This window comes from Pauljensenia sp. 27098_8_83, assembly GCF_041432695.1.
Taxonomy (GTDB): Bacteria; Actinomycetota; Actinomycetes; order Actinomycetales; family Actinomycetaceae; genus Pauljensenia.
In genome coordinates this window covers 53814-79732 of the sequence record NZ_JAPWAD010000007.1, presented here as the reverse complement: position 1 = coordinate 79732, position 25919 = coordinate 53814, and the positions used below count along the sequence as shown (strand labels likewise).

22 protein-coding genes and 3 tRNA genes are annotated in these 25919 nt (G+C 66.3%); 23 read left to right on the top strand and 2 right to left on the bottom strand.

All coding sequences use genetic code 11. The features are described 5' to 3' along the window. Positions 1 to 2: 2 nt before the first annotated feature. The 16 genes from O3656_RS04430 (at position 3) to htpX (ending at position 20040) form a co-directional block, all read left to right on the top strand. On the top strand, positions 3 to 557 hold the full coding sequence (locus O3656_RS04430; protein WP_003792236.1) for an NADH-quinone oxidoreductase subunit B: 555 nt from the start codon (positions 3 to 5) through the stop codon (positions 555 to 557). Next, on the top strand, positions 554 to 1291 hold the full coding sequence (locus tag O3656_RS04425; RefSeq protein WP_500062798.1) for an NADH-quinone oxidoreductase subunit C: 738 nt from the start codon (positions 554 to 556) through the stop codon (positions 1289 to 1291). The genes O3656_RS04430 and O3656_RS04425 overlap by 4 nt, the downstream gene beginning before the upstream one ends. Next, on the top strand, positions 1291 to 2637 hold the full coding sequence (locus tag O3656_RS04420) for an NADH-quinone oxidoreductase subunit D (protein ID WP_285099329.1): 1347 nt from the start codon (positions 1291 to 1293) through the stop codon (positions 2635 to 2637). The genes O3656_RS04425 and O3656_RS04420 overlap by 1 nt, the downstream gene beginning before the upstream one ends. After that, the gene (gene nuoE, locus O3656_RS04415) at positions 2634 to 3344 is read left to right on the top strand and encodes an NADH-quinone oxidoreductase subunit NuoE (RefSeq protein WP_500062797.1); all 711 of its coding nucleotides are present in this window, start codon (positions 2634 to 2636) and stop codon (positions 3342 to 3344) included. The genes O3656_RS04420 and nuoE overlap by 4 nt, the downstream gene beginning before the upstream one ends. Next, positions 3341 to 4645 carry an NADH-quinone oxidoreductase subunit NuoF gene (gene nuoF, locus O3656_RS04410; protein WP_500062796.1) on the top strand — a complete coding sequence of 435 codons (1305 nt, stop codon included), beginning with the start codon at positions 3341 to 3343 and terminating at the stop codon, positions 4643 to 4645. Before nuoE ends, nuoF begins: the two co-directional genes overlap by 4 nt. Beyond that, entirely contained in the window at positions 4642 to 7203 is a 2562-nt protein-coding gene (locus O3656_RS04405) for an NADH-quinone oxidoreductase subunit G (RefSeq protein WP_500062795.1), read from the top strand. The genes nuoF and O3656_RS04405 overlap by 4 nt, the downstream gene beginning before the upstream one ends. Continuing rightward, on the top strand, positions 7200 to 8528 hold the full coding sequence (gene nuoH / locus O3656_RS04400) for an NADH-quinone oxidoreductase subunit NuoH (RefSeq protein ID WP_500062794.1): 1329 nt from the start codon (positions 7200 to 7202) through the stop codon (positions 8526 to 8528). The genes O3656_RS04405 and nuoH overlap by 4 nt, the downstream gene beginning before the upstream one ends. Then, a complete protein-coding gene (gene nuoI / locus O3656_RS04395) occupies positions 8521 to 9171 on the top strand; it encodes an NADH-quinone oxidoreductase subunit NuoI (RefSeq protein WP_016461588.1) in 651 nt (216 codons plus the stop codon). The genes nuoH and nuoI overlap by 8 nt, the downstream gene beginning before the upstream one ends. After that, entirely contained in the window at positions 9171 to 10148 is a 978-nt protein-coding gene (locus O3656_RS04390) for an NADH-quinone oxidoreductase subunit J (RefSeq protein ID WP_500062793.1), read from the top strand. The genes nuoI and O3656_RS04390 overlap by 1 nt, the downstream gene beginning before the upstream one ends. After that, entirely contained in the window at positions 10145 to 10444 is a 300-nt protein-coding gene (nuoK, locus tag O3656_RS04385; protein ID WP_003792247.1) for an NADH-quinone oxidoreductase subunit NuoK, read from the top strand. Before O3656_RS04390 ends, nuoK begins: the two co-directional genes overlap by 4 nt. Positions 10445 to 10459: 15 nt before the next feature. After that, positions 10460 to 12436, top strand: coding sequence for an NADH-quinone oxidoreductase subunit L (gene nuoL / locus O3656_RS04380; RefSeq protein WP_500062792.1), 1977 nt, complete (start codon positions 10460 to 10462; stop codon positions 12434 to 12436). A 25-nt stretch (positions 12437 to 12461) separates the two neighbouring features. After that, a complete protein-coding gene (locus O3656_RS04375; RefSeq protein ID WP_500062791.1) occupies positions 12462 to 14009 on the top strand; it encodes a complex I subunit 4 family protein in 1548 nt (515 codons plus the stop codon). Between the two features lie 11 nt (positions 14010 to 14020). Continuing rightward, the gene (nuoN, locus tag O3656_RS04370; protein ID WP_500062805.1) at positions 14021 to 15574 is read left to right on the top strand and encodes an NADH-quinone oxidoreductase subunit NuoN; all 1554 of its coding nucleotides are present in this window, start codon (positions 14021 to 14023) and stop codon (positions 15572 to 15574) included. Beyond that, entirely contained in the window at positions 15571 to 16584 is a 1014-nt protein-coding gene (locus tag O3656_RS04365; RefSeq protein WP_500062789.1) for a polyprenyl synthetase family protein, read from the top strand. The genes nuoN and O3656_RS04365 overlap by 4 nt, the downstream gene beginning before the upstream one ends. Positions 16585 to 17470: 886 nt before the next feature. After that, on the top strand, positions 17471 to 18982 hold the full coding sequence (locus O3656_RS04360) for an FAD-dependent oxidoreductase (protein ID WP_500062788.1): 1512 nt from the start codon (positions 17471 to 17473) through the stop codon (positions 18980 to 18982). 182 nt (positions 18983 to 19164) lie between these two features. Continuing rightward, on the top strand, positions 19165 to 20040 hold the full coding sequence (htpX, locus tag O3656_RS04355; protein WP_500062787.1) for a zinc metalloprotease HtpX: 876 nt from the start codon (positions 19165 to 19167) through the stop codon (positions 20038 to 20040). 62 nt (positions 20041 to 20102) lie between these two features. Here the strand turns inward: htpX and O3656_RS04350 are convergent, their stop codons facing one another. Next, complete coding sequence (locus O3656_RS04350) at positions 20103 to 20606, bottom strand: YajQ family cyclic di-GMP-binding protein (protein WP_003792254.1); 504 nt, start codon at positions 20604 to 20606, stop codon at positions 20103 to 20105. Between the two features lie 98 nt (positions 20607 to 20704). On the opposite strand from O3656_RS04350, the gene O3656_RS04345 reads away from it, so the two are divergent. The 5 genes from O3656_RS04345 (at position 20705) to O3656_RS04325 (ending at position 22383) form a co-directional block, all read left to right on the top strand. Continuing rightward, positions 20705 to 20789: transfer RNA gene (locus tag O3656_RS04345), tRNA-Tyr, on the top strand. A gap of 91 nt (positions 20790 to 20880) precedes the next feature. Then, a tRNA-Thr gene (locus O3656_RS04340) sits at positions 20881 to 20953 on the top strand. Between the two features lie 27 nt (positions 20954 to 20980). Further along, positions 20981 to 21057 (top strand) — tRNA-Met (locus O3656_RS04335). A gap of 54 nt (positions 21058 to 21111) precedes the next feature. Next, positions 21112 to 21282, top strand: a complete 171-nt coding sequence (rpmG, locus tag O3656_RS04330; RefSeq protein ID WP_500062786.1) for a 50S ribosomal protein L33 — start codon at positions 21112 to 21114, stop codon at positions 21280 to 21282. A gap of 84 nt (positions 21283 to 21366) precedes the next feature. Continuing rightward, entirely contained in the window at positions 21367 to 22383 is a 1017-nt protein-coding gene (locus O3656_RS04325) for a sialidase family protein (protein WP_500062785.1), read from the top strand. A 61-nt stretch (positions 22384 to 22444) separates the two neighbouring features. Here the strand turns inward: O3656_RS04325 and O3656_RS04320 are convergent, their stop codons facing one another. Further along, the gene (locus O3656_RS04320) at positions 22445 to 23104 is read right to left on the bottom strand and encodes a FadR/GntR family transcriptional regulator (RefSeq protein ID WP_500062784.1); all 660 of its coding nucleotides are present in this window, start codon (positions 23102 to 23104) and stop codon (positions 22445 to 22447) included. 172 nt (positions 23105 to 23276) lie between these two features. Between O3656_RS04320 and O3656_RS04315 the strand changes: the two genes are divergently transcribed. Further along, positions 23277 to 24848: an ABC transporter substrate-binding protein gene (locus O3656_RS04315; RefSeq protein WP_500062783.1), complete on the top strand. Its 1572-nt coding sequence runs from the start codon at positions 23277 to 23279 to the stop codon at positions 24846 to 24848. A 117-nt stretch (positions 24849 to 24965) separates the two neighbouring features. Continuing rightward, a complete protein-coding gene (locus tag O3656_RS04310; RefSeq protein ID WP_500062782.1) occupies positions 24966 to 25919 on the top strand; it encodes an ABC transporter permease in 954 nt (317 codons plus the stop codon).

The window sequence follows — 25919 nt, the reverse complement described above, 5'->3', positions numbered from 1 at the left end:
AAGTGGGACTTGAAGAATCCTTGCCCGCGGGCATCGCGCTCACCAGCGTCGAAAAGGTCCTCGGGCTCGCACGCAAGTACAGCCAGTGGCCCGTCACCATGGGTCTGGCGTGCTGCGCCATCGAAATGATGGCCGCCGGTACCCCCCGTTTCGACATGGCGCGCTTCGGCCTCGAGGTCTTCCGCGCCTCGCCGCGTCACGCCGACATGATGATCGTGTCGGGCCGCGTGTCGCACAAGATGGCGCCGATCATCCGCCGCGTCTACGACTCGATGCCCGAACCCAAGTGGGTCATCTCCATGGGTGCGTGCGCGTCCTCGGGCGGCGTGTTCAACAACTACGCCGTCGTCCAGGGCTGCGACCACATCGTCCCCGTCGACGTCTACCTGCCCGGCTGCCCGCCCCGCCCCGAGGCCCTCATCCACGCGGTCCTCGTCCTGCGCGAGCAGATCGGCAAGGAACCCCTCGGCGTTCACCGCCGCGAGATCGCGCGTCGCGCCGAGCAGGCCGCCCTCGAGGCGACCCCCACCCACCAGATGAAGGGACTCCTCGCATGAGCGACCTTTCCACCCCCGAGGAAAACGCGCCCGCCGAGGTCGCCCCGGCCTCGTCCCAGCGCGGATTCGCCCTCCCCGAGCCCATCGCCCACCGCGAGGGCCTCTTCGGCGCGGGCACCGACTCCTCCACCTCCGGCTTCGCCGGCCTCGTGACCGATTCCTTCCTGCCCGGCGAGGCCTCCCGCCCCTACGGCGGCTGGTTCGACCAGGTCGTTGACGTCCTCGAAGAGCTCATCGCCGCCGATGGCCTGAAGGTTTCCGACGTCATTGAAAAGGTCACCATCGACCGTGGACAGCTCGGCATCTTCATCGCCCGCGAGCACATCGCGCGCGTCGCCAAGTACCTGCGCGACGACGCCGACCTGCGCTTCGAGCTGTGCCTGGGCACCAACGGCGCGCACTACCCCCTCGATAAGGGCCGCGAGCTGCACGCCATCTACCCCCTGTACTCGATCACCTACAACCGCATGATCCGCCTCGAGGTCACGTGCCCCGACGAGGATCCCCGCATCCCCTCCATCGTCTCCGTCTACCCCGGAAACGACTGGCAGGAGCGCGAAACCTGGGATCTCATCGGCATCGTCTTCACCGGGCACCCCTCGCTCACGCGCACCGCGATGCCCGATGACTGGGTCGGACACCCCCAGCGCAAGGACTACCCGCTGGGCGGCATCCCCGTCGAGTTCAAGGGCGCCGTCAACGCTTCCGCCGACGTTCGTAGGAGTGTGAACTGATGACCACCGCTTTCCACGCGCCCGCCGGCGCGACCGACCTGCCCATCGAGGACATCCCCGAGGTCCTCACCCAGGGCGGCGACTGGGACGACGTCCTGCACGAGATCGAGGCCATCACCTCCGAGCGCATCGTCGTCAACCTCGGCCCGGTCCACCCCGCGACCCACGGTGTTCTGCGCCTCATCCTCGAGCTTGACGGCGAGAAGGTCCGCGAGACCCGCATCGACACCGGCTACCTGCACACCGGCATCGAGAAGAACATGGAGTACCGCACGTGGGCTCAGGGCGTCGCATACTGCACGCGCATGGACTACGTGGCTCCCTTCTTCCAGGAGGCCGCCTACTGCCTCGGCGTCGAGAAGCTCCTCGGCATCGAAGAGGACATCCCCGAGCGCGCGTCCCTCATCCGCATCCTCGTGATGGAGCTGTGCCGCATCGCCTCGCACCTGGTCGCCATCGGCTCGACCGGTAACGAGATGGGCGCCACCACGATCATGACGATCGGCTTCCGTGGCCGCGAGGAGATCCTGCGTATCTTCGAGCGCATCACCGGCCTGCGCATGAACCACGAGTACATCCGCCCCGGCGGCGTCGTGCAGGACATCGGCGAGGGCACCACGGACTACATCCGTGACCGCCTGCGTCGGTGCCGTAAGGACATCGGCGAGCTCCAGGACATCCTCGTGGAGAACCCGATCTTCAAGAAGCGTCTGTGCGATGTGGCCGTCATGCCGCTGAGCGGCCTCATGGCCCTCGGCTCGACCGGCCCTGGCGTGCGCGCCGCCGGCCTGCCCCTGGACCTGCGCAAGAGCCAGCCCTACTGCGGCTACGAGAACTTCGAGTTCGATATTCCCACCCGCGACAAGTCCGACGTCTACAACCGCACGATGGTTCGCTTCGACGAGTGCTACGAGTCCATGCGCATCATCTGGCAGGTGCTCGACAAGCTGGACCAGTGCGAGGGCGCGCCCACCATGGTCGCCGACCCGGAGATCGCCTGGCCCGCTCGCCTGGCGGTCGCCACGGACGGCCAGGGCAACTCGGCCGAGCACGTCCGCGAGATCATGGGGGAGTCCATGGAGTCCCTCATCCACCACTTCAAGCTCGTCACGGAGGGCTTCCACGTGCCCGCCGGCCAGGTCTACCAGACCGTCGAGCACGCGAAGGGCATCCTGGGCGTTCACCTCGTCTCCGACGGTGGCACGCGTCCGTTCCGCGCGCACTTCCGCGACCCCTCCTTCGCCAACCTGCAAGCGCTGGCCATGATGACTGAAGGCGGCCAGCTGGCCGACGTGGTCGTCGCATTGGCCGCTATCGACCCCGTTCTCGGAGGCGTTGACCGATGAGCTACACACCCGACACCCTGGCACGCCTGCAGGCGGACGCCGCGCAGATCATCGCCCGCTACCCGGACGGTCACTCGCGTTCCGCGCTGCTGCCGATGCTGCACCTGATCCAGTCCGTTGACGGCTACGTCAGCCCGGACGGCATCGACTTCATCGCCGCCACGCTGGACCTGCCTCGCGCAGAGATCAGCGCCGTCGCGACCTTCTACACGCAGTACAAGCGCCACCCCACCGGCGACTACCTGGTGGGCGTGTGCACGAACGCGCTGTGCGCCGTCATGGGCGGCGACGAGATCTGGGAAAAGGTCTCCAAGAAGGTCGGCGTCGGCACCGATGAGACCAGCGAAGACGGAAAGATCACGCTCGAGCGCATCGAGTGCAACGCGGCGTGCGACTACGCGCCCGTCGTCATGGTCAACTGGGAATTCTTCGACAACCAGACCCCTTCCTCGGCGCTGGCGATGATCGATGACATCCAGGCCGGCCGCGACATTCACCCGACGCGCGGTCCCGTCGTGGCCCCCACGTTCAAGGAGAACGAGCGCGTCCTGGCCGGCTTCCTGGACGGCCACGAGGACGAGGGCCCCTCCGCGGGCCGCTCCACCCTGCTGGGCCGCGAGATCGCAGCGGCGAAGGGCTGGACCGAACCGGTCGCCGTGGAGGTCGCCGACGAGGCCACTGACACGAAGGGAGAAGAGGCGAAGTGAGTACCGCATACGTTGCGCCCGGACCGCTGACCCCGATCCTCACCAACGGGTGGGGAGAGGACCGTTCCTGGACGCTGGACTCCTACCGGGGCCGCGGCGGCTACCAGGGCCTCGAAAAGGCCCGGACCATGGAGCCCGCCGAGATCGTGCAGACCGTGAAGGATTCCGGCCTGCGAGGCCGTGGTGGCGCAGGCTTCCCGACCGGCCTCAAGTGGTCCTTCCTGCCCCCGGCCGACGGCGGCCCCCGCTACCTCGTGGTGAACGCCGACGAGTCCGAGCCGGGCACCTGCAAGGACATCCCGCTCATCATGGGCAACCCGCACGTCCTCATTGAGGGCATCGCGATCACGTCGCGCGCGATCGGCTGCGACCACGCGTTCGTATACCTGCGCGGCGAGGTCACCCACGTGTACCGCCGCCTGCTGCAGGCCGTGCGCGAGGCGACCGAGTCCGGCGTGCTCGGCGACCTGCGCATCACCGCCCACGCGGGCGCTGGCGCCTACATCTGCGGTGAGGAGACGGCCCTGCTGGACTCCCTCGAGGGTCGCCGAGGCCACCCGCGCCTCAAGCCCCCGTTCCCCGCGGTCGCCGGCCTGTACGCCCGTCCCACGGTCGTCAACAACGTGGAGACCATCTCTCAGGTGGCGGGCATCTTCCGCAACTCCCCCGAGTGGTTCGCGTCCATGGGCACCGAAAAGTCCAAGGGCCACGGCATCTTCTCCGTGTCGGGTCACGTGAACAACCCCGGCCAGTTCGAGGCCCCCTTCGGCATCACGATGCGTGAGCTCATCGAGATGGCGGGCGGTATCCGCGACGGTCACACGCTGAAGTTCTGGACCCCCGGTGGCTCCTCCACCCCGATCTTCACCGAAGACGAGCTGGACACGCCCCTCGACTACGAGTCCGTGGGCGCGGCCGGTTCGATGCTGGGTACGCGCGCCCTCCAGGTGTTCGACGAGACAGTCTCGGTCGTCCGCGTCATCACCCGCTGGTCCGAGTTTTACCAGCACGAGTCCTGCGGTAAGTGCACGCCCTGCCGCGAAGGCACCTACTGGATGAAGCAAATCATGCTGCGTCTCGAGCGAGGCGAGGGCCGCCCCGGCGACGTCGACCTGCTCGACGAGATCGCACACAACATTGCGGGCCGCAGCTTCTGCCCGCTGGGCGACGCCGCAGCAACCCCGATCATGTCGGGCATCAAGCGCTTCCGCGACGAGTTCGAGGCCGGGTTGACCACGCCCGCCCGCGAGCTTTTCCCCTACGAGGCGTCCGCTAACTACGCGCGAGGAGGTGGCCGATGAGCGACGCACCCAACATGATCGACGTCACCATCGACGACGTTCAGGTTTCTGTCCCCCAGGGCACGCTCGTGATCCGCGCGGCCGAGCAGGCCGGCATCCGGATCCCGCGTTTCTGTGACCACCCGCTGCTGGCTCCCGTGGCCGCATGCCGCCAGTGCCTCGTGGAGGTCGGCATGCCCGACCGCAACACGGGCGAGCTGCGCTTCATGCCCAAGCCCCAGCCCTCGTGTGCACAGACCGTCACCCCGGGCATGGTCGTCAAGACCCAGCACACCTCCGAGGTGGTGGATCGCGCCCAGCGCGGCGTGATGGAGTTCCTGCTCATCAACCACCCGCTGGACTGCCCCGTCTGTGACAAGGGCGGCGAGTGCCCCCTGCAGAACCAGGCGCTCACCGAGGGGCGCGGCAAGTCCCGCTTCACGGACGCCAAGCGCACCTTCAAGAAGCCTCTGCGCCTGACCTCGCAGATCCTGCTGGATCGCGAGCGTTGCATCCTGTGCCAGCGCTGCGTGCGCTTCGGCAAGGAGATTTCGGGCGACGTGTTCATGGACCTGCAGGGCCGAGGCGGCGGCACCGCCCCCACGGAGCACCACTACTTCATGGGCGAGCAGGTCGGCGGCTTCGATACGACCACGCTCGACTTCTTCGATCCCAAGGCCAAGGAGGCCTCGACCTCGTCCCTGTCGTCCCCGTTCGGCACGGACGCGATCGTCGGTTCCCTCAACGAGGGTGAGCTGTCCGTCGCCGAGCGCGACGTGTCGGGCCGCGCCTTCGCGTCCTACTTCTCGGGCAACATCATTCAGATCTGCCCCGTCGGCGCTCTGACCGCCGCGTCCTACCGCTTCCGCGCGCGTCCCTTCGACCTCGTGTCGACGGCGGCCGTGACCGAGCACGACGCGTCGGGCTCCGCGATCCGTCAGGACGTGCGCCGCGGCGAGGTCGTGCGTCGCATGAGCGGCAACGACCCCGAGGTCAACGAAGAGTGGATCACCGACAAGGACCGCTTCGCCTTCGAATGGGACAAGGTCGATCGCCTGACCACTCCGCTCGTTCGCGAGGACGGCGAGCTGGTTCCCACCTCCTGGTCTGACGCGCTCGACCGCGTCCGCGAGGGCCTCGAGCAGGCGGGTTCGTCCGTGGGCTTCCTGCCCGGCGGCCACCTCACCTTCGAGGACGCCTGGGCATGGTCCAAGTTCGCGCGCACCGTCGTCGGCTCCGACTCGATCGACTTCCGTTCGCGTCGTTCCACCGAGGAAGAGCGTTCGTTCCTGGCTTCCTACGTGGCGGGCTCCGGCCTCGACGTCACGTACTCCGACCTGGAGAGCGCCGGGCAGGTACTGCTGGTCGGCCTCGAGCCCGAGGACGAGTGCGGCGCGATGTTCCTGCGCCTGCGTAAGGGAGTGCGTAAGTCGGGCCTGAAGGTCGCCACTGTCGCGCCCTTCACCTCCAACGGCTCGCGCAAGATGAACGCTCAGGTCCTGCACGCCGCCCCCGGCTCCGAGCCCGGCGTTGTCGACGCGATCGCCGCTGGCGGCACCTACGCGGATCTCGCGCAGGCCCTCTCCGGTGGCATCGTCCTCGTGGGCGAGCGCGCCGCGCAGACCCCCGGCCTGCTCTCCGGCGTCGTCGCTCTGTCCGAGCGCACGGGTGCCCGCCTCGCGTGGGTCCCGCGTCGCGCCGGCGACCGCGCCGCCGTCGAGGCCGGCCTCCTCCCGGGGCTGCTTCCCTTCGGTCGCGGCATCGACGAGGCCGGGGCGCAGTCCCTCGGTTGGGGCGAGCTGCCCGAGCGCGGCCTCGACGCCGAGCAGATGATCGAGGCCGCCGCCTCCGGCGAGCTTGCGGCTCTCGTCGTCGGCGGCGTCGACGTGCGCGACTTCGACGAGCCGGCCGCTGTGCGCGAAGCACTCGACGAGGTTCCCTTCCTCGTGTCGCTCGAGGTTCGCGCCTCGGAGATCACCGAGCGCGCGGACGTCGTCCTGCCGGTGGCCCCCGCGGTCGAGAAGAACGGCACCTACATCAACTGGGAAGGCCGCCTGCGTCCCTTCGGCCAGGCCCGCTCGGCAACGTCCCTCACGGACCGCGACGTGCTCGTGCGCCTCACCGAGGAGTTCGACCTCGACCTGGGCATCACGGCCCTGGCTGACCTGTACGAGGAAGTCAACCCTCTCATGGAGTGGGATGGTGCCCCGCAGGCCTTCGCTCCGGTCTCGCCCGAGGCCCCCGCCGCCGCCGGCAAGGGCGAGGTCGTCCTGGCCTCCCACAAGCCGATGATCGACGCCGGTCGCCTCCAGGATGGTGCCCCGTGGCTGGCCGGTTCGGCCCGCCGCCCCGTCCTCCTGGCCTCGGCCGCCACGCTCGCCGCCGCGGGTATCGCCCCCGGAGCGGACGCGACGCTTGAGACCGAGCGAGGCACGATCACCCTCCCGGCCGCCATCGCGGACCTGCCCGACTGTGTCGCGTGGGTGCCCGAGTGCTCGACCGGCTCCGTTATTCACGAAAACCTCGGCGGTGCCGGCACCGTCGCGACCCTGCGCGCCACGCAGGAGGTGGCACGATGACACTCGCACCCTTCGCAGTCCCGGAATACACCGCCGCGGACTTTAGCCAGGAAACCTGGTGGCTCAGCCTCATCAAGGCCGTGTTCATCATCGTCTTCCTGATCGCCAACGTGCTCCTCGCCCTGTGGGTCGAGCGCCGAGGCCTGGGCCGCATGCAGACGCGTCCCGGCCCGAACGTCGCGGGCCCCCTCGGCCTGTTCCAGGCGTTCGCCGACGCGGGCAAGCTCCTCTTCAAGGAGGACATGTGGACCCGCCGGGCCGAGCGGTTCCTGTACTTCCTGGCCCCCGCCATCGCGGCTTTCGCGGCGTTCAGCGTCTACGCGGTCATCCCGATGGGCCCGAACGTGAAGATCGGCAACATCTCCACGCCGCTGCAGCTCGCCGACATGCCCGTCGCCTCCCTGTACATCCTGGCGATCGCCTCGCTGGGCCTGTACGGCATCGTCCTCGGTGGCTGGTCGACCCGCTCGACCCTGCCCCTGTACGGCGCCGTGCGTTCCTCCGCACAGGTCATCTCCTACGAACTGGCCATGGGCCTGTCCCTCGTGAGCGTGTTCCTCATGTCGGGCTCCATGTCCACCTCGCAGATCGTGGCCGCTCAGGGACAGTTCTGGTGGGCATTCACCCTGTTCCCCGCGTTCGTCATCTACTGCATCAGCGCCACCGGTGAAGTCAACCGTCTTCCCTTCGACCTCCCCGAGGCCGAGGGCGAGATCGTCGCCGGCCACATGACTGAGTACTCGTCGATGAAGTTCGGCTGGTACTACCTGTCCGAGTACGTCAACATGCTCAACGTCTCGGCCGTGGCCACCACGATGTTCTTCGGCGGCTGGCACGCCCCGTGGCCGCTGTCCCACGTCGAGTTCCTCAACTCCGGCTGGTGGGGCCTGCTGTGGTTCTTCCTGAAGATCTGGTTCTTCATGTTCCTGCTGATCTGGACGCGCGCCACGCTGCTGCGCTTCCGCTACGACCAGTTCATGAACCTCGGCTGGAAGCGCCTCATGCCCATCGCCCTGGGCTGGCTCGTGCTCGTCGCCCTCGTGCGCGGCATCACCCAGTTCGTGGCGCTGCCCAACCACATCCTCTTCGGAGGCGTGGGCGTCATCTTCGTGATCGCCCTGGGCATCATCTGGCTGACCGACAAGCCCGAGCCCGAGGAAATCCCCGCATCCGAGCGCGAATACACGGGCTTCGAGGACGGCTTCCCCGTCCCGCCGCTGCCCGGACAGACCCCCGTTGCCTCGCCGCGCGGCCTCGCCACCATTGAGGGCGAACTGGCCCCGGCCTCGGCAATCGACAGCCCGAAGGAGTCCACCGATGAGTGAGAAGACCACCGACGAGGAAATGCTCTTCGAGCATGACCCCAAGGGTGCGTTCGCCCAGTTCGTCGCGCCTATGGCCGGCTACGGAGTCACCATGGCTTCCTTCTTCCGGCCCACCGTCACCGAGCAGTACCCGCGCGAACCCGCGCGCGTCATGCCCCGCTTCCACGGACGCCACCAGCTCAACCGCTACGCCGACGGCCTGGAAAAGTGCGTCGGCTGTGAGCTGTGCGCCTGGGCGTGCCCCGCTGACGCGATCTTCGTCGAGGCCGCATCCAACACGCCCGAAGAGCAGTACTCGGCGGGTGAGCGCTACGGCCGCGTCTACCAGATCAACTACCTGCGCTGCATCTTCTGCGGCATGTGCATCGAGGCGTGCCCCACGCGCGCCCTGACGATGACGAACGACTTCGAAATCGCCAAGTACACCCGCGAGGACGACATCTACGAGAAGGAAGACCTCCTGGTCCCGCTCTCCGATGGCATGCTCGCAGCGCCCCACCCCATGGTCGAGGGTAAGAACGACATCGACTACTACCGCGGGGAAGTCACCGGCCCCACCGCCGCCCAGGTTGACTGGGTTGCGAGCCGCCGCCCCGACGACCCCTCCCTCAAGACGGTACGAGTCGCCGAGGAGGCACACTGATGAACCTGTCCAACGGTTGGCCCATGATGGGGTCAACGGGGGAGATCATCCTCTTCGCATGCACGGCCATCGTCATGGTCGCCTGCGCTCTGGGTGTCCTCTTCTTTAAGAAGGCCGCACACTCGGTCATCTGCATGGTCGGCGTCATGCTCGGCCTGGCCGTCCTGTACATCGCGAATAGCGCGCCCTTCCTGGGCGTGGCGCAGATTGTCGTGTACACCGGCGCGATCATGATGCTCTTCCTCTTCGTCATCATGCTGATCGGCATCGGCACCTCCGACGACTACGCCCGCCAGAGCCGTGGCGCAATCGTCTCGGCCGTGCTCGGTGGCCTCGGACTGATCGTTATCGTTGCGACCGCGATCCTGAAGTCCGTTCCCACGCCGCACAAAGCCGACGAGGTTGACCCCTACTCCAACCAGCCGATCACCGACCTGGCGATCACGCTGTTCCAGGAGCACTGGCTGAGCATGGAGCTCGCTGGCGGCCTGCTGATCACGGCCGCCGTCGGCGCGATGCTGCTGACCCACTCGGATCGCCTGGCCCCCAAGGCCGATCAGTTCGAGACGGCGCGCAACAAGATGCGTGCGTTTGCCGAGAAGGGCTCTCGCATCGGCCAGCTGCCCGCGCCCGGTGTCTACGCCCAGTCGAATGCGGCCGATGTGCCCGCCATCTCGGGTGAGACCCTGAGTCCCCTCGAAGAGTCGGTGCCCCGCGTCCTGCGCGTGCGCGGCCTGACGCGCACGATCGGCGAGGTCGCCCCCGAGGTCTCCGAGCAGCTCGCGCTCGCTCGCACTGAGACCGCGGCGACCGACTCTCTCGACGAGTCGCCCTACACCATCGGGCGCACGCCCGACGTCCCGCGCTCCGGCTCCTTCGGGATGCCCGGCGCCGCCGCGCCCACCGGACTGGCCCAGCCGCGGGCCCGCAAGGCGCGCACCACCACCCCCATTGAGAAGAAGGAGGAGAGCAAGTGAGCCTCGCCTGGTACCTCATCCTTGCGGGTGTGCTGTTCGCCATCGGTGCGACCACGGTCCTCGTGCGCCGCAGCGCGGTCATCGCGCTCATGGGCGTCGAAATGATGCTCAACGCCGCGAACCTCGTCCTCGTGACGTTTGCGCGCATTAACTCCAACGTTGACGGCGAGATCATGGCGTTCTTCGTCATGGTCGTCGCGGCCGCCGAAGTCGTCGTCGGCCTGTCGATCATCGTGTCCATCTATCGTTCCCGCTCGACCACGAGCATGGACGATCTCAACCTGCTGAAGAACTGAGGGAGGACGTAACTCATGACCACCTTCATTTCCGCACAGGCTACCGGCGTCTACGATACGGTCGCCGCCACCGGAGTTGCCGCCTACGCGTGGCTGCTCATCCTCATTCCGCTGGCCAGCGCGGGCCTGCTCCTGGCGCTGGGCCGCGCATCGGACAAGTGGGGCCACCTGCTGGCGACCCTCGCATCCTGGTCGACCTTCGCGGTTGGTGCGGCGATCGCCGCCCAGATGTGGAACGCTCCCGTGGACGCGCGCCGCTTCGGCGAGACCCTGTTCACCTGGATTCCCGCCGGTGACTTCACCGTCGACTTCGGTCTCCTCGTGGACCCGCTCTCGATCACCTTCGTCATCCTGGTGACCTTCGTCGGTTCGCTCATCCACGTGTACGCGATTGCCTACATGGAGCATGACGAGGCCCGCCGCCGTTTCTTCGCCTACCTGAACTTCTTCATCGCGGCGATGCTGACCCTGGTCCTCGCGGACTCCTACGCCGGCCTCTTCGCCGGTTGGGAAGGCGTGGGCCTGGCGTCCTACCTACTGATCGGCTTCTGGAACCACGTCCCCGCCAACGCGGTGGCCGCCAAGAAGGCGTTCATCATGAACCGTGTCGGCGACATGGGCATGCTGATCGCCATGATGGCGATGGTCGCCTCGTTCCACTCGGTGTCCTTCTCCGTGGTCTCCTCCCAGGTTGCTTCCATCCCCGCGGCGTCCGCGACAGTCATTGGTATCTTCCTGCTGGTGGCTGCCTGCGGTAAGTCCGCGCAGTTCCCGCTGCAGGCGTGGCTGGGTGACGCCATGGCTGGCCCGACCCCCGTCTCCGCGCTCATTCACGCGGCCACGATGGTCACCGCCGGCGTCTACCTGATCATCCGTTCCGGCGACGTCTTCGTCGCGGCCCCCGTCGCCGCGACCGCGGTTGCCATCATCGGTGCGATCACGCTCCTCTTCGGCGCGATCGTCGGTTGCGCGAAGGACGACATGAAGAAGGTCCTCGCGGCCTCCACCATGAGCCAGATCGGCTACATGATGCTGGGCGCGGGCCTGGGCCCCATCGGCTGGGCGTTCGCGATCTTCCACCTCTTCACCCACGGCTTCTTCAAGGCCCTCATGTTCCTCGGTGCCGGTTCCGTCATGCACGGCATGGGCGATCAGGTGAACATGCGTCGCTTCGGCGCCCTGCGCGGCGCCATGAAGGTCACGTGGCTGACGTTCATGATGGGCTGGCTCGCCATCCTCGGCGTTCCGCCGTTCTCCGGCTACTGGTCGAAGGACAAGATCATCGAGGCCGCCTTCAGTGCCGACAGCTTCGGAGGCAACACCGCTCTGTGGGCCGGCTGGGTCTACGGCCCCGTCGCACTGATCGGCGCGGGCATCACCGCGTTCTACATGTCTCGCCTCTTCTTCATGACGTTCCACGGCAAGGCCCGCTGGACCACCGAGGCCGAGGGCGCGCCCGTGCACCCGCACGAGTCCGGCCCGCTCATGACGATCCCCATGATCATCCTCGCCATCGGCGCGGTCGTCCTCGGCGGTGCCCTGTCCGTGGGGAACACCTTCACCAACTGGCTGGTCCCCTCGATCGGCCACGTCATGCACGGCGAGCCCGTCCTCAACGAGTACGTCATTCAGGGAGCCACCCTCGCCCTCGTCATCCTCGGCGCTGTTATCGCGTGGATGAAGTACGGTCGCGACGAGGTTCCCACCTCCGTCCCCGCAGGCAACGCCCTGACCGAGGCCGCGCGCCGCGACCTCTACCAGGACGCCGTCAACGAGACCCTGTTCATGATGCCCGCCAAGGGCCTCGTCACCGTCGCGACCGTCGGCGATGCGAGCGCCATCGACGGTGCGCTGAACGGCCTCGGCACCGGCTCGCAGCTGCTCGGACGCATCGTCGGCATCACCCAGAACGGCCTCGTGCGCACGTACGCCGCCTACATCCTGGGTGGCGTCATCCTCGCCCTGGCCATCGTCCTCGGATTCAGGCTGTAAGGGGTACACGACAATGGAAAGTGCAATGATTGCTGCTAACTTCCCGTGGCTGTCCGTCCTCGTGGCCGTTCCGGCTGCGGGCGCGGCCCTCCTCGGTTTCGTCCCGCCCCTGAGGCGCGCCGCCGGGCGCGTCATCGCCCTGGTGATCGCACTCGTCGAGCTCGCGCTCGGTGTGTACGTCGCCGCCTCCGCCTTCGACTGGTCCGCCCCGGCCTCGTACCAGGTGTACGAGTCCCACCTGTGGATCCCCCAGATCGGCATCACCTGGTCGCTCGGCGTCACCTCGCTGGGCCTCGTGATGGTCCTGCTGGCGCTCGGTCTCGTCCCGCTCGTGCTCATCGCGGGCTGGAATGAGGACGAGGCTGCGGACCGCGGCGCCTACCCGGCGCTGGTCCTGGCCCTCGAGTCGTTCATGGTCGTCATCTTCGCGGCCTACGACCTGACGGTCTTCTACTTCGCCTTCGAGGCGATGCTCGTGCCGCTCTACCTCATGATCGGACGCTACGGCGTCGGTGACGAAGCGGCGCGTCACAAGGCCGCCATGAAGTTCCTGCTGTATTCGCTCTTCGGTGGACTGGTGATGCTCGGTGGCATCCTCTACCTGTGGGCAAAGGGTTCGCAGGTGACGCAGGACGTGTCGACGTTCTTCCGCATCGATACGCTCGCCCAGATCCTGCCGAGCGCCCCGCTCGTCATCCAGATGATCATCTTCGTGACCTTCATGGTTGCGTTCGCGATCAAAGCCCCCATGGTCCCGGTGCACACGTGGCTGCCCGACACGGCTGCCGTCGCCCGCCCGGGCACCTCGGTGCTGCTGGTCGGCGTCCTGGACAAGATCGGCACCTTCGGCATGATCACCCTGTGCCTGCAGCTCACGCCCGGCGCGGCCGTGTCCGCGAAGTGGGTGATGTGCATCCTCGCCGTCATCTCCATCCTGTGGGGTGGCCTTGCGGCGAACGGCCAGAACGACATCATGCGCCTCGTGTCCTACACCTCGGTGTCGCACTTCGGCTTCATGGTCCTGGGCATCTTCATCGGCTCGCAGATCGCCCTGGTCGGCGCCATGTTCTACATGGTCGCTCACGGCGTGTCGATCGCCGCGATGTTCCTGCTGTCCGGCTGGCTGTCGCGCCGCGGTGGCACGCAGGACATGCGCGAGTACGTGGGCATGCAGCGCGTGACCCCGGTGCTCGCGGGCCTGTGGCTCCTGAGCGGCCTCGCGTCCATCGCGCTGCCCGGCCTGTCGGGCTTCGTCCCCGAGTACCTCGTGCTCATGGGCACCTGGTCGGTGAACAGCGCGCTGGCGCTCTTCGCAGTTCTCGGCGTCGTCATCGCCGCCATGTACGTGCTCATGCCCTACCAGCGCGTCTTCACCGGCGCCCCGGGCAAGGGCAAGGAGGACTTGGCGGACCTGGGTGCTCGTGAGCGCGGCGTCATGGTGCCGCTCGTGGCCGCGATGCTCATCCTTGGTATTTGGTCGGCGCCCCTCGTGAGCGCCCTGACCCCGGTTGCTTCAGACCTCGACCTGGCCAACTCGCAGGTCCCGGCCGCCGTTGAAGGGAGCGCACAGTGAACGTTCTACCCATGGCTAACTTCCAGGCCCCCGAGGTTCCGTGGCTGAGCCTCGCGCCGATCCTCATCGTGCTGGGCGGCGCGGTCCTCAGCATCCTCGTCGAGGCCTTCGCCCCGGCCAAGGCCCGCCGCCCCATCGTGATTGGCCTGTCGATCCTGGCCACCGCTGGTGCCTGCGTGATGCTCGCGCTGCGTTGGGCTCCCGTCGTGGCCGCCCCGGCCTCGTTGGGGGAGTACATTGAGGACCCGCTGACGATCGGCGCCCAGTCGGTGCTCGGGATCATCGGCTTCCTCGCCGTCCTGGTGATGGCCGACCGCACGACTGTCGGTGACGGCGCGTTCGCCGGTCAGCCTTCGGATCGCCCGGACTCGGCTGCCGAGGAGCTGTCGGAGCGTAAGGGCTACCAGCGCTCCGAGATGTTCCCGCTGACTCTGTTCTCGCTGGGCGGCATGATGATCTTCCCCGCGGCGGATAACTTCGTGACGCTCTTCGTGGCCCTTGAGGTCATGTCGCTGCCCCTGTATATCATGGCCGCGACCGCGCGTCGCCGCCGTCAGCTGTCCTACGAGGCGGCCCTCAAGTACTTCGTGCTGGGTGCTTTCTCCTCGGGCTTCATGCTGATGGGCTCGGCGTTCCTCTTCGGCTTCTCCAACTCGCTGCGCATCTCGGCGCTGGGCCAGGCCATCTCGATGAACACGAACATGGACTGGATGGTCCTCGTCGGCGTGTTCTGCGTGATGGTCGGTCTGCTGTTCAAGGTGGGCGCCGCGCCCTTCCACGCGTGGACCCCCGACGTGTACACGGGTGCCCCGACCCCGGTGACGGGCTTCATGGCCGCCGCCGTGAAGATCGCTGCTTTCGCCGCGATGGCCCGCTTCTACCAGGCTGTCGCCGCCTACCTGCAGTGGGACTACCTGTACGTCTTCGCGGCCGTCGCGGTCCTGACGATTGTCGTCGGTACCTTCGCCGGCCTCGTGCAGGACGACGTCAAGCGCATGCTGGCGTACTCGTCGATCGCTCACGCGGGCTTCATCCTGATGGGTATCCTCGCGATCCAGAAGGGCGGCACGGGCCATGTGTTGTTCTACACGCTCGGCTACGGCCTGGCGACGGTTGGTGCCTTCGCGGTGGTCTCGCTCGTGCGCGGCCGTGACGCGGACGGCAACGTCCTGGGCGAGGCGACGAGCCTGCGCAAGTGGGCGGGTATCGGCCGCACGAACCCGTGGATTGCGGGTGCGATGCTGGTCTTCCTGCTCTCGTTCGCGGGCATCCCGCTGACCGGCGGTTTCGTTGGTAAGTTCGTGATTTTCTCCGACGCGATCAAGGGCGGCATCGGCTGGCTCGCGATCGTGGGCCTCGTGGCCTCGGCGATCACCGCGTTCTACTACTTCCGCCTCGTGCGCCTGATGTTCTTCACCGAACCCGGTGAGGACTCCGTCGTGGTCAAGTCGGAGGGCCTGTCCGCTCTGGCGATCATCGTGTGCGCGCTCGGAACGATCGCGCTGGGCGTCTTCCCCGGTCCCGTGTTGAGTCTGCTGGAAAAGATCGTCATACTGATCCCGTGAGTGCTCAAACACCCGATCTTCATGTTCCCGACCTCGAGTCCCGTATTACCCCGGGGCTCGAGGTCGTCGAGCGTCGTCTCCTCGACGCCGTGTCGTCCTCCCGTGATCTGACGGATGAGCTGACGCGCCACCTCGCGGTCGCGGGCGGCAAGCGGATGCGTCCGCTGCTGACCCTCGTGTGCGCGCAGCTGGGCGATCCCGAGCGCGCGTTGGACGACCAGGTCATCACCGCTGCTGCGGCCGTCGAGCTGACGCATCTGGCGTCCCTCTATCACGACGACGTCATGGACTCGGCTCCCACCCGTCGCGGCGTGCCCTCGGCGCAGCACCTGTGGGGGAACAACCGCGCGATCCTGGCGGGCGACATCCTGTTCGCCCGCGCGTCGCTGCTTGTGGCGTCGCTGGGTCCGGAGATGGTGGCTCACCACGCGCGCACCTTCGAGCGCCTGTGTGAGGGCCAGCTGAACGAGACTTTCGGTCCGACGGACGGCGCGGATCGCGTCGATTTCTACATTCAGGTCCTGGCGGATAAGACGGGTTCGCTCGTGTCGACCGCCGCGTCCTTCGGCGCGCTGCTGTCGGGCGCCGGCCAGCTGGTGGCTGACGTTGTGAGCGACTTCGGTGAGAAGGTGGGTGTCGCCTTCCAGATCGCCGACGACGTGCTGGATCTGGCGTCCTCGGGCGAGCAGTCGGGTAAGACGCCCGGCACGGATCTGCGCGAGGGCGTGGACACGCTGCCCGTTCTCCTGCTGCGTCGCCGTGAGGCGGCCGGAACGATCGACGAGGCCGGCGCGCGCATCCTGCGCGAGCTGACGGGGGATCTGTCGTCGGATGAGGCCCTGGCGTCGGTGGTCGGGCAGCTGCGCGGTCACGACGTGCTCGAGGAGACGCGTCAGCTGGCGCGCACCTGGGCCGATGAGGCGGTCGCCGCGCTGGCACCGCTGCCCAAGGGCGAGGCGAAGACCGCGCTGGAGGCGTTCGCGAACCTGATGGTGGATCGCCTGGTCTGATAAACGTTCACGAGGCCGGGGTCGGCTGCGCACGAGAGCGCGACTGGCCCCGGCCTCGTCGCGCGCACCGGGCCCGGGCCTTATGCCGTGCGAGCGTCGCGAGCCGCCCGCTCGGCTCGTTGTCTCGAAGGCCGGTCAGGCCCTGCCGCCCCGGGGTCCAGCCAGCTGATTGGACTGCGCCGCCGGGCCCAGCCAAGCCTGTCGGGTACGTGGACGTCCTTTCGGGCAGGTCCGCATGTGAGCTTGTGACGGATGGGGTCGTGCACCCGATCCGTAGGCATTGCACCCCTTCTGTTCGGGTGCAGCGCCACGTAACGGGTGCAGCGCCACGTAACGGGTGCAATGCCCCTTAGCGGGTGTGTCAAGTCCCGGGTTTTGTGGAGGCTTGTTGAGGCCGCTTCCTTTCGTGTTGTTGTGTGTTGATTTTCTGCTTGTTGTGGTGTGATGCCGCCCAGGGAGAGGGGGCGGCGGGTGTTGTACCAGTGGACCCAGGCGGCGGTTTCGCGTTCGCATGTTTCTCGACCTGTCCTGGTCGTGGCCGGATCTTGTAGGGGCCTCGTCATGGTTCCTCAACAATGTTGCATGCAATTTCCCTGTCAACCTTTTATGTTTTGAAATAGTGTCGTTGCAATTCCAACGTTTCTGGGTGGTGAGAAAAGTTCGGTCAGTCGAATTGCATGCGACTTTTGGGAGGGCGGCGCAGAGGTCGCCTCTGAACCGAACATGCTGAGGCCTCGTACGTGGGGGAGGCACCCCGGCCTCGTCGTATGTGCGACGTGCCTTGAGGTGTGTGAGGGGTCTCAGCTAAGGTTGCCCTTGGCATCGGGGCGCTAGACTGAGACCCCAGGTGCGCGCACTCGCGCGCGGTCATAGAAGGAGAATTCGGTTGGCACCGCTCAACGTCGCCGTTATTGGCGCTGGTCCCGCTGGTATTTACGCGTCGGACATCCTGTCGAAGTCGGGGCTCGAGGTGAATATCGACCTGTTTGAGCGTCTTCCCGCGCCTTACGGTCTCGTGCGTTACGGCGTCGCGCCGGATCACCCGCGCATTAAGCAGATCATCGTCGCGCTGTACAAGATCCTTCAGCGTGGCGACATTCGTCTGCTCGGCAACGTCGAGGTGGGCCGCGACGTGACGATCGACGACCTGCGCGACCACTACGACGCGATCATCATCGCGACGGGCGCGGACCGTGATCACCCGCTGGATATCCCGGGCGTGGACCTGCCCGAGTCCTACGGTGCGGCCGACTTCGTGTCCTGGTACGACGGCAACCCGGATTACCCGCGTACGTGGCCGTTGAAGGCCCGCGAGGTCGCGGTCCTGGGTGTGGGTAACGTGGCCCTGGACGTGTCGCGCGTGCTGGCTAAGCACGCGGAGGACATGCTCAAGACCGAGGTGCCGGCCAACGTCGCCGAGGCCCTGGCCGATAACCCGATTACCGACGTGCACGTGTTCGGCCGCCGCGGCCCCGCGCAGGTGAAGTTCACCCCGCTGGAGCTGCGCGAGCTGGGCAAGGTGCCCGACGTTGACGTCATCGTCTCGGAAGAGGATTTCGACTTCGACGAGGGTTCGGAGGAGGCGCTGCGTGCGTCGAACCAGCAGCGTCAGGTCGTCAAGACCCTGACGAGCTACGCGATGGCGGATCCGGAGGAGCACACGGCCTCGCGTCGCATCCACATTCACCTGTTCCAGGCCCCGGTCGAGATCGTCGCGGACGAGAACGGCCACGTGAAGGCCCTGCGCACCGAGCGCACGGCGCTCAACGGCGACGGAAGCGTGTCGGGCACGGGCGTCATCACGACGTGGCCCGTGCAGGCGGTGTACCGCGCGGTGGGCTACTACTCCTCGCCGATCCCGGGTCTGCCCTTCGACAAGCGCGCCGGCGTCGTGCCGAACGTGGAGGGGCGCGTCATCGAGGGCGAGACCACGAAGGACGAGTCCGCCCCCGTCATCCCGGGCGTGTACGCGACCGGTTGGATTAAGCGCGGCCCCGTCGGCCTCATCGGTTCGACGAAGTCGGACGCCCAGCAGACGATCTCCCACCTCGTGGAAGACGCTGGCGCGGGCCGCCTGCACGCGAAGACCTCCGAGGTGGGCCACGAGGCCATGGTGGCGCTCCTGGAGTCCCGTGGCGTCGAGTTCACGACCTGGGAGGGCTGGGAGCTCCTGGATGCGTACGAGCAGGCTCTGGGCGAGGCGTACGGCGAGCTTCCGGGTGGCCGTGGCACGCGCGAGCGCGTCAAGGTCGTCTCCCGTCGCACCATGACGGATATTTCGCGCGGCGCGCAGGTGGATCCCAAGACGGTGGATCACATCGGCGAGATGGGCGAGATGGGCGTGCCCACCGCCCCCGAGCGCTTCGACGACTACACGGGTCCGGGGCGGCGCAACTGACGCGTCCGTGACGTGAACGAGGCCCTGGCTGGGTTTTCCGGCTGCGGCCTCGTCGCGTGGGGGAACGGGGCTGTGGCGAGCCGCGTTGTGTTTGGTGCCTGCTGGCCGTCGGGGGTTGTTTCTCAACGGGGATTCGGCTGGTTCCCAGGTGCTTCTCAGGTAACCCCCATAGGATCGCGCGTATGGTGCATCGCAACTATCACAACGGTCTGAAGACGACCCTCCTGCTGGGGAGTATGTGGGCTTTGCTGCTTGCCATCGGCGCGCTCATCGCGTCGGGTACGGGCCGGGTCGTCTGGATTTTTGTGTTTGCGGCCATTGGGCTGGCCCAGACGGCGTTCTCGTACTGGAATTCCGCGACGATTGCGTTGCGGTCGATGGGTGCGTATCAGGTGAGCGAGTCGGAGCAACCTGAGCTCTATGCGATTGTCCGGGAGTTGGCGGCGCGCGCCCAGCAGCCGATGCCGACGATCTGGGTGGCGCCCACGTTGACGCCGAACGCGTTTGCGACGGGCCGTAATCCGAACAACGCGGCCGTGTGCTGCACGGAGGGCATCCTGGCGATCCTGAATGAGCGTGAGCTGCGCGGGGTGCTCGGGCATGAGCTCATGCACGTGTATAACCGCGACATTCTGACGACGTCTGTCGCGGCGGCCATGGGCGGCGTGATTACGACCATCGCCCAGACACTGCTGTTCTTTGGTGGCGGGAATCGTCGAGAGAGCGGGGGAGTGGGTGTCGTCGGCCTCCTCGCGATGAGTCTGCTGGCCCCGATTGCGTCGATGCTGATCCAGTTGTCGCTGTCGCGCACGCGTGAATTCGACGCTGACGAGGACGGTGCGATGCTGACGCAGGATCCGCTGGCGCTCGCCTCGGCGCTGCGCAAGCTGGAGATGGCGACGGATCGGCGCCCGATGGAGGACACTCCGCGGACGCGTCCCGTGGCCGCGATGATGATTGCGAATCCGTTCCGTGGGGAGTCTCTCATGCGCGTGTTGTCCACGCACCCGCCGATGGACGAGCGCATCGCGCGCCTGGAGAAGATTGCGGGCTACTGAGGCATAGAGACGAGGGCGGGCGGCCGGTCGAAACCGGCCGCCCGCCCCTGCTCTCTCAGCGATCAGCGGTAGTTCACGAACTGGAGCGCGACGTCCAGCTCCTCGCCCTTGGGGCCCTTCAGCAGGGCGATGACGGCCTGCAGGTCGTCGCGGGACTTTGAGGAAACGCGAAGTTCATCACCCTGGATCTGGGCTTTGACGCCCTTGGGGCCCTCCTCGCGGATGAGCTTGGAGATCTTCTTCGCGGTGTCCTGCGGGATGCCCTCCTTCAGGGGGCAGGCGAGCTTGAAGAGCTTGCCCGAGGCCTTGGGCTCGCGGTCCTTGTAGTCCAGAACCTTCAGGGACAGGCCGCGGCGGATCAGCTTGGACTGTAGGACGTCGAGGATTGCCATGACGCGGGACGCGGAGTTCGCTTCCATCGCGATCGTGTCGCCGCTGAGGGTGATGGCGGCGTCGACGCCGCGGAAGTCGTAGCGGTTGGCGATCTCCTTGGCGGTCTGGTTGACGGCGTTGTCGACCTCCTGGCGGTCGAGCTTGGAGACAACGTCGAAGGAGGAGTCTGCCATGGGTGCACCTTTCGTTGGAATTCCGCCAATCGTCATTCCGATTGGCGCTCGGAGCTATTTTAATGCTATTCTTTCACGGCACCGCGAGAGCGGCGCACGGCAGGTTACCAAAGCGGCCAAATGGATCTGACTGTAAATCAGACGCTTCGTGCTTCGGGGGTTCGAATCCCTCACCTGCCACCACTCGCTGGTTCCAGTGAGTAACGCCTGTGATGTCATTCTCAGGCTCCGGGATTGCTTCGGCGCTCGGAGATGCGATAGGCTTTCCGGCGTTGCCCCGATAGCTCAGTAGGCAGAGCGTCTCCATGGTAAGGAGAAGGTCAAGGGTTCGATTCCCTTTCGGGGCTCCGGTTGCGGAGTCATCCGCTACCGGCGGCGGGGTAGCTCAGCTGGTCAGAGCGCACGACTCATAATCGTGAGGTCGCGGGTTCGAGCCCCGCCCCCGCTACCAACTCTTTCATCCGACAGGTCGCACGAGCGACGAAACTAAGCGAGGGAAACAACCGTGGCAAGCAAGTCCCAGGACGTTCGCCCCAAGATCACTCTGGCCTGCTCGGAGTGCAAGGAGCGCAACTACATCACCAAGAAGAACCGTCGTAACACGCCGGATCGTCTCGAGCTGGCGAAGTACTGCCCGCGTTGCCACAAGTCGACGACGCACCGCGAGACCCGCTGACGGTTTCCATCTCAGAGCCCCGAGGAACCTGGTTCCCCGGGGCTCTTTGTATGTGTGCTGGGGCACCTACGTTATCCTGTGCGTATGACTGATTCCCGCGCTCCGCGCTGCCTCGTCGCCCCGAAGGGTGCGGGCGAGGCACGCATCCCCGGCCTCGTGACGCTCAAGGACGGGCGCACGATCCTGTTCTTTGATGAGCGCCCCGCCCCGGCCTCGGGCATGGGGTCTGACTTTAATGGGCTGACGATGGCGTCGGACCTGCCCAACCCGAATCGCATTCTCTGGATGGAGCGCGCGGGCGAGGGGCGGTGGAGTGAGCCGCGCCCGCTTCCGCTCGGCGGTCCGTCCGTTTCATCGGATGCGTGCGTCGGCCTCGATGGCGGAGGCCTCATGCATCTGGCGTTCGCGTCGACGGATGGGCGCGTGGGGTACATGGACTCGCGCGCGGACGGTGAGCGACTGCGCGCCTGGTGGGCGTGGGGGAGCGGCCCCGAGGACCTGTCCTATGTGGACATGACCGACGAGCTGTACGAGCTCACGGGCGCCGACGCGCTGTTTGCGACGTCTGGCGGCACGGTCGCGCATGACGGAGCCGTTGCCCTGCCCTACGTCGTGCGCACGGGGAATGAGACGCACGTGCGCGTCGTGTACGCGCGCGGAGGGCGGCTGGTCGGTGCGGCGCAACCTCTCGTCGGCGATGGGGGAGTGCTCCTCGACGAGACGACGCTCGGCGTGTGGGATGGGCGCCTCGTCGCGAACTGCCGCATCCAGGGCTTCGAGGGAAGGGGGTCGGGTGCCCGCTTCCTCGCGTGGGGTGATGGGCGCACCTGGGAGGGCGCGTGCCTCTGGGATCTGGAGGACCCCGGCTGCAACGCGCGCATGATCGCGGATCTGTTCGTGCACCCTGGGCGCCGCGACGCGCGCGCGGGTGGCGAAATCCTGCGCCTCACCCCGCCGTGGGAGGGTGAGGTGCGCGCCGAGGTGGTCTCCTCCTTGGGCGATGGCGCCTTCGGATACAGCGACGTGGCCTTCGCGGGGGACGAGGCCGTGGTGGTCTTCGAGCGCGACCGGGGTCTCTGGGAGGCTGCGGTCAGCCTCTGAACGGATACAGAAAACCTCGGTGCGCGTGCCCCCACAACGCTCCGAGGTTTTTCTGTGTGCTCTAGCGACCTTCGATGATCGCGAGGAGGGGGGCGTAGTGTGCCTCGACGGCGGCGGTGTACGCCACCAGGTCGCCGGCTTCGCACGCCCGCAGGATGGCCGCGTGGGCCTCGGCGGTGGCTTCCATCTCCTGGCGCGACGCTGCGGCCAGCGAAGGGGTGACGCTCTGGTGGACCAGCCACATGGCGGCCACCAGCTGGTGCATGAGTTCGTTGTCCACGTAGTCCAGTAGGCCGGAGTGGAAGGCGATGTCCTGCTCCAGGTAGGTTGACCCCGACTGTGCGTACTGAGTCATCGCCTCGACGAGCTCCCACAGGTGGGGGTTCGTCGTGCCCTTCATGGCGCGCGTGAGGGGTACGGCGATCCCGAGGTCGAGTGCCCGTCGCGTGTCGATGATCGCGTGCAGGGACTGAGCTCCGTTGATCTCATCCAGTGCGGCGCGCAGGACGAGGGTCTCGACGAGCGGTTGCATCGACATTTCGCCGACGTAGGACCCTGAACCCTGGCGAACCGTCACGATATCCAGTGCCTGGAGGCGACGGAGCGCTTCTCGCACGGACGACCGTGAAACGCCGAGGTCGGCGCACAGTGTTGATTCGGTGGGGAGGCGGTCACCGGGATGTAATCCATGTCGCAAAATATAGGACTTGATCGCATCCATCGTTACCGAGGATCTTGAGTCAATCGGTGCTGATACGCGTCGGTTCTGATCGGTTGTTTGTGGCGATTGGGGTGATATCGCTTGCACTAATTTGTCTGACAACATAGAATCAGTATAGCGAGCGGAACAAAAGAACCGCACGTCCCAATTCTCGAAGATGAGGAGCGAGAACATGCGAATGCGCAAACACTTCGCGACCGGCGCTGCACTGACCGCAGCTGCCGCCATGATCCTGACCGCGTGCGGCGGCGGATCCTCCACCACCACCTCGACCGACGGCGGCTCCAAGGGCTCCGACGGGCCGAAGGGCACGATCACCGCCGGCGTCGCCTACGAGACCACCGACTACGGTCCGATCACCACCTCGGCGCTCGGCATGGGTGCAAACTGGCAGGTCCTCGAAGGCCTGTACCGTTTCAACATGGCCGACTACTCCGTCAGCCCCGCGCTGGCCGCCGGTGACCCGGAGAAGATCTCCGACACCGAATACGAGGTCAAGCTGCGCGACGGCGCGAAGTTCTCCGACGGTACCCCCGTGACCGCCGCCGACTTCGTGGCCTCCTACGAGCGCGCCACCTCCGAAAAGTCGATCTACCGTCAGTTCTTTACCTTCGTCGACTCCGTCGAAGCCAAGGACGACAACACCATCACGATCAAGCTGAAGCACCCCTTCTCCAACCTGAAGGAGCGCTTCGTCAACGTCCGCGTTGTCCCCGCCTCGATGGACGAAGACTCGCTCAAGGCCAAGCCGATCGGCACCGGCCCCTACAAGTACGAGAACATCACGGCGACTGAGATCACCGCTGTTCCCAACGAGAACTACACCGGTAACGAGCCCGCGAAGGTCGCCACCCTCAAGTGGCAGTCCCTCAAGGATGACTCCGCCCGTCTCGCCGCCGCCATCGGTGGCACTATCGACGTCATGGAAGCCGTTCCCGCCTCCGCGCAGGACCAGCTCAAGGGTGCCGGCTGGAACATCGAGTCCAAGCCCGGCTACGGCAACCCCTTCCTGATGTTCAACACCCAGAAGGCTCCCTTCGACAAGCCCGAGGTTCGCCGCGCGATCCTCAAGGCCATCGACAAGCAGAAGCTGATCAACTCCTCGCTCGAAGGCCAGGCCGTTGAGGCGACCTCCTTCCTGCCCGAGGCGAACCCCGCCTACAAGAAGCCCTCGACCGACCTGTCCTACGACAAGGACGCCGCCTCCAAGCTCCTGAGCGACGCTGGCGTCTCCGGCCTCGAGGTCAACCTGGTGACGACGGACCACCCGTGGGTCCTCTCCCTGGTTCCCCAGATCAAGTCCGATCTGGAGGCCCTGGGCCTGAAGGTCAACCACACGCAGATGGCGTCGTCTGACCTCTACGCCAACGTCACCGACGTTGACAACCCCACCTACGACATCGTCCTGGCCCCCGGCGACCCCTCGGTCTTCGGCACCGACCCCGGCATCATCATCTCCTGGTGGAACGGCGACAACGTCTGGACCAAGAAGCGTGACGGCTGGCAGACCTCGGACCCCGAGTCCTTCAACAAGCTGCAGTCCATCATGGACGAGGCCGTTCAGCTCGACGGTGACGCCGCTAAGGCCAAGTGGGGCGAGGCTCAGGATCTGCTCGCTGAGAAGACCGTGATCTTCCCGCTCGTGTTCCGCAACATGATCACTGGCTCCAACCCCGCCAAGGTGGAAGGATTCCAGGCGATCTCCTCCACCGGCCTGCAGCTGCTCGGTGTGAGCGCTAAGTAAGTCCCCTCGGGACATCACAGAAAGGAGGGGTGGGACGCCCGCCCTGAGGCAGACGCCACAGTCGGGCGCCACCCCTCCCTTTCTATTGCCAAAATCCGTTGAAATGGAGGTCTAGAAGTGAATAACCTTCTGCGACTCATCGGACGACGTTTGGTGGCACTGCCGATCATGGTGGTCGGCGTATCCTTCCTCGTCTTCTTCATCATGTCGCTGTCTCCGATCGACCCGGCCTACTCGGCTCTGGGCGAGACCGCGACCCCCGAAGCTCTCGAAGAGTACCGTGTGCAGCACGGCCTCAACGACCCCTTCTTCGTTCAGTACGGTCACTACCTGTGGAACATGCTCCACGGTGACCTTGGTACCTATGGCGTTGGAACGTCCAACCACGTGAGTGATCTGGTCGCTCAGGCTCTCCCGATCACCCTGCAGCTCACCTTCCTCGGCCTGTTCTTCGCCGTCATCATCTCCTTCCCGCTTGGCGTTCTCGCCGCCCTCTACCGCGACCGTTGGCCCGACCAGGTCATCCGCGTGTTCTCGGTGGTCGGCATCGGCACCCCGTCCTTCTGGCTGGCAGCGCTGCTAGTCCTGGGATTTGTCCAGAAGCTCCCGGTCTCGGGTCCGCTGCCCGCATTCAGCGAAAACCCGAGCGGTTGGTTCCTGCGCATGCTGCTCCCCGCGATCGCACTGGCGGTTCCCGTGATCGGTCAGATGACCCGAGTCGTGCGTACCTCAATGGTTGAGGAACTGGACCGCGACTACGTCCGCACCGCTGTGGGTGCCGGTATCCCCAAGCGCATCGTCGTGGCCCGCAACGTGCTGCGTAACGCGCTCATCACGCCCGTCACCGTCCTCGGCCTGCGCATCGGCTACCTGATGGGTGGCGCGGTCGTCATCGAAATTATCTTCTCCATCGATGGAATGGGTAAGGCGGTCCTGCTCAAGGGCATCCAGGAGAACTGGGTGACCCTGGTGCAGGGTGGTGCGCTCGTCGTCGCGATCGCGTTCATCGTCGTCAACATCATCGTTGACATGCTCTACCTGCTCATCAATCCGCGTATTAGGTCGGTGTGA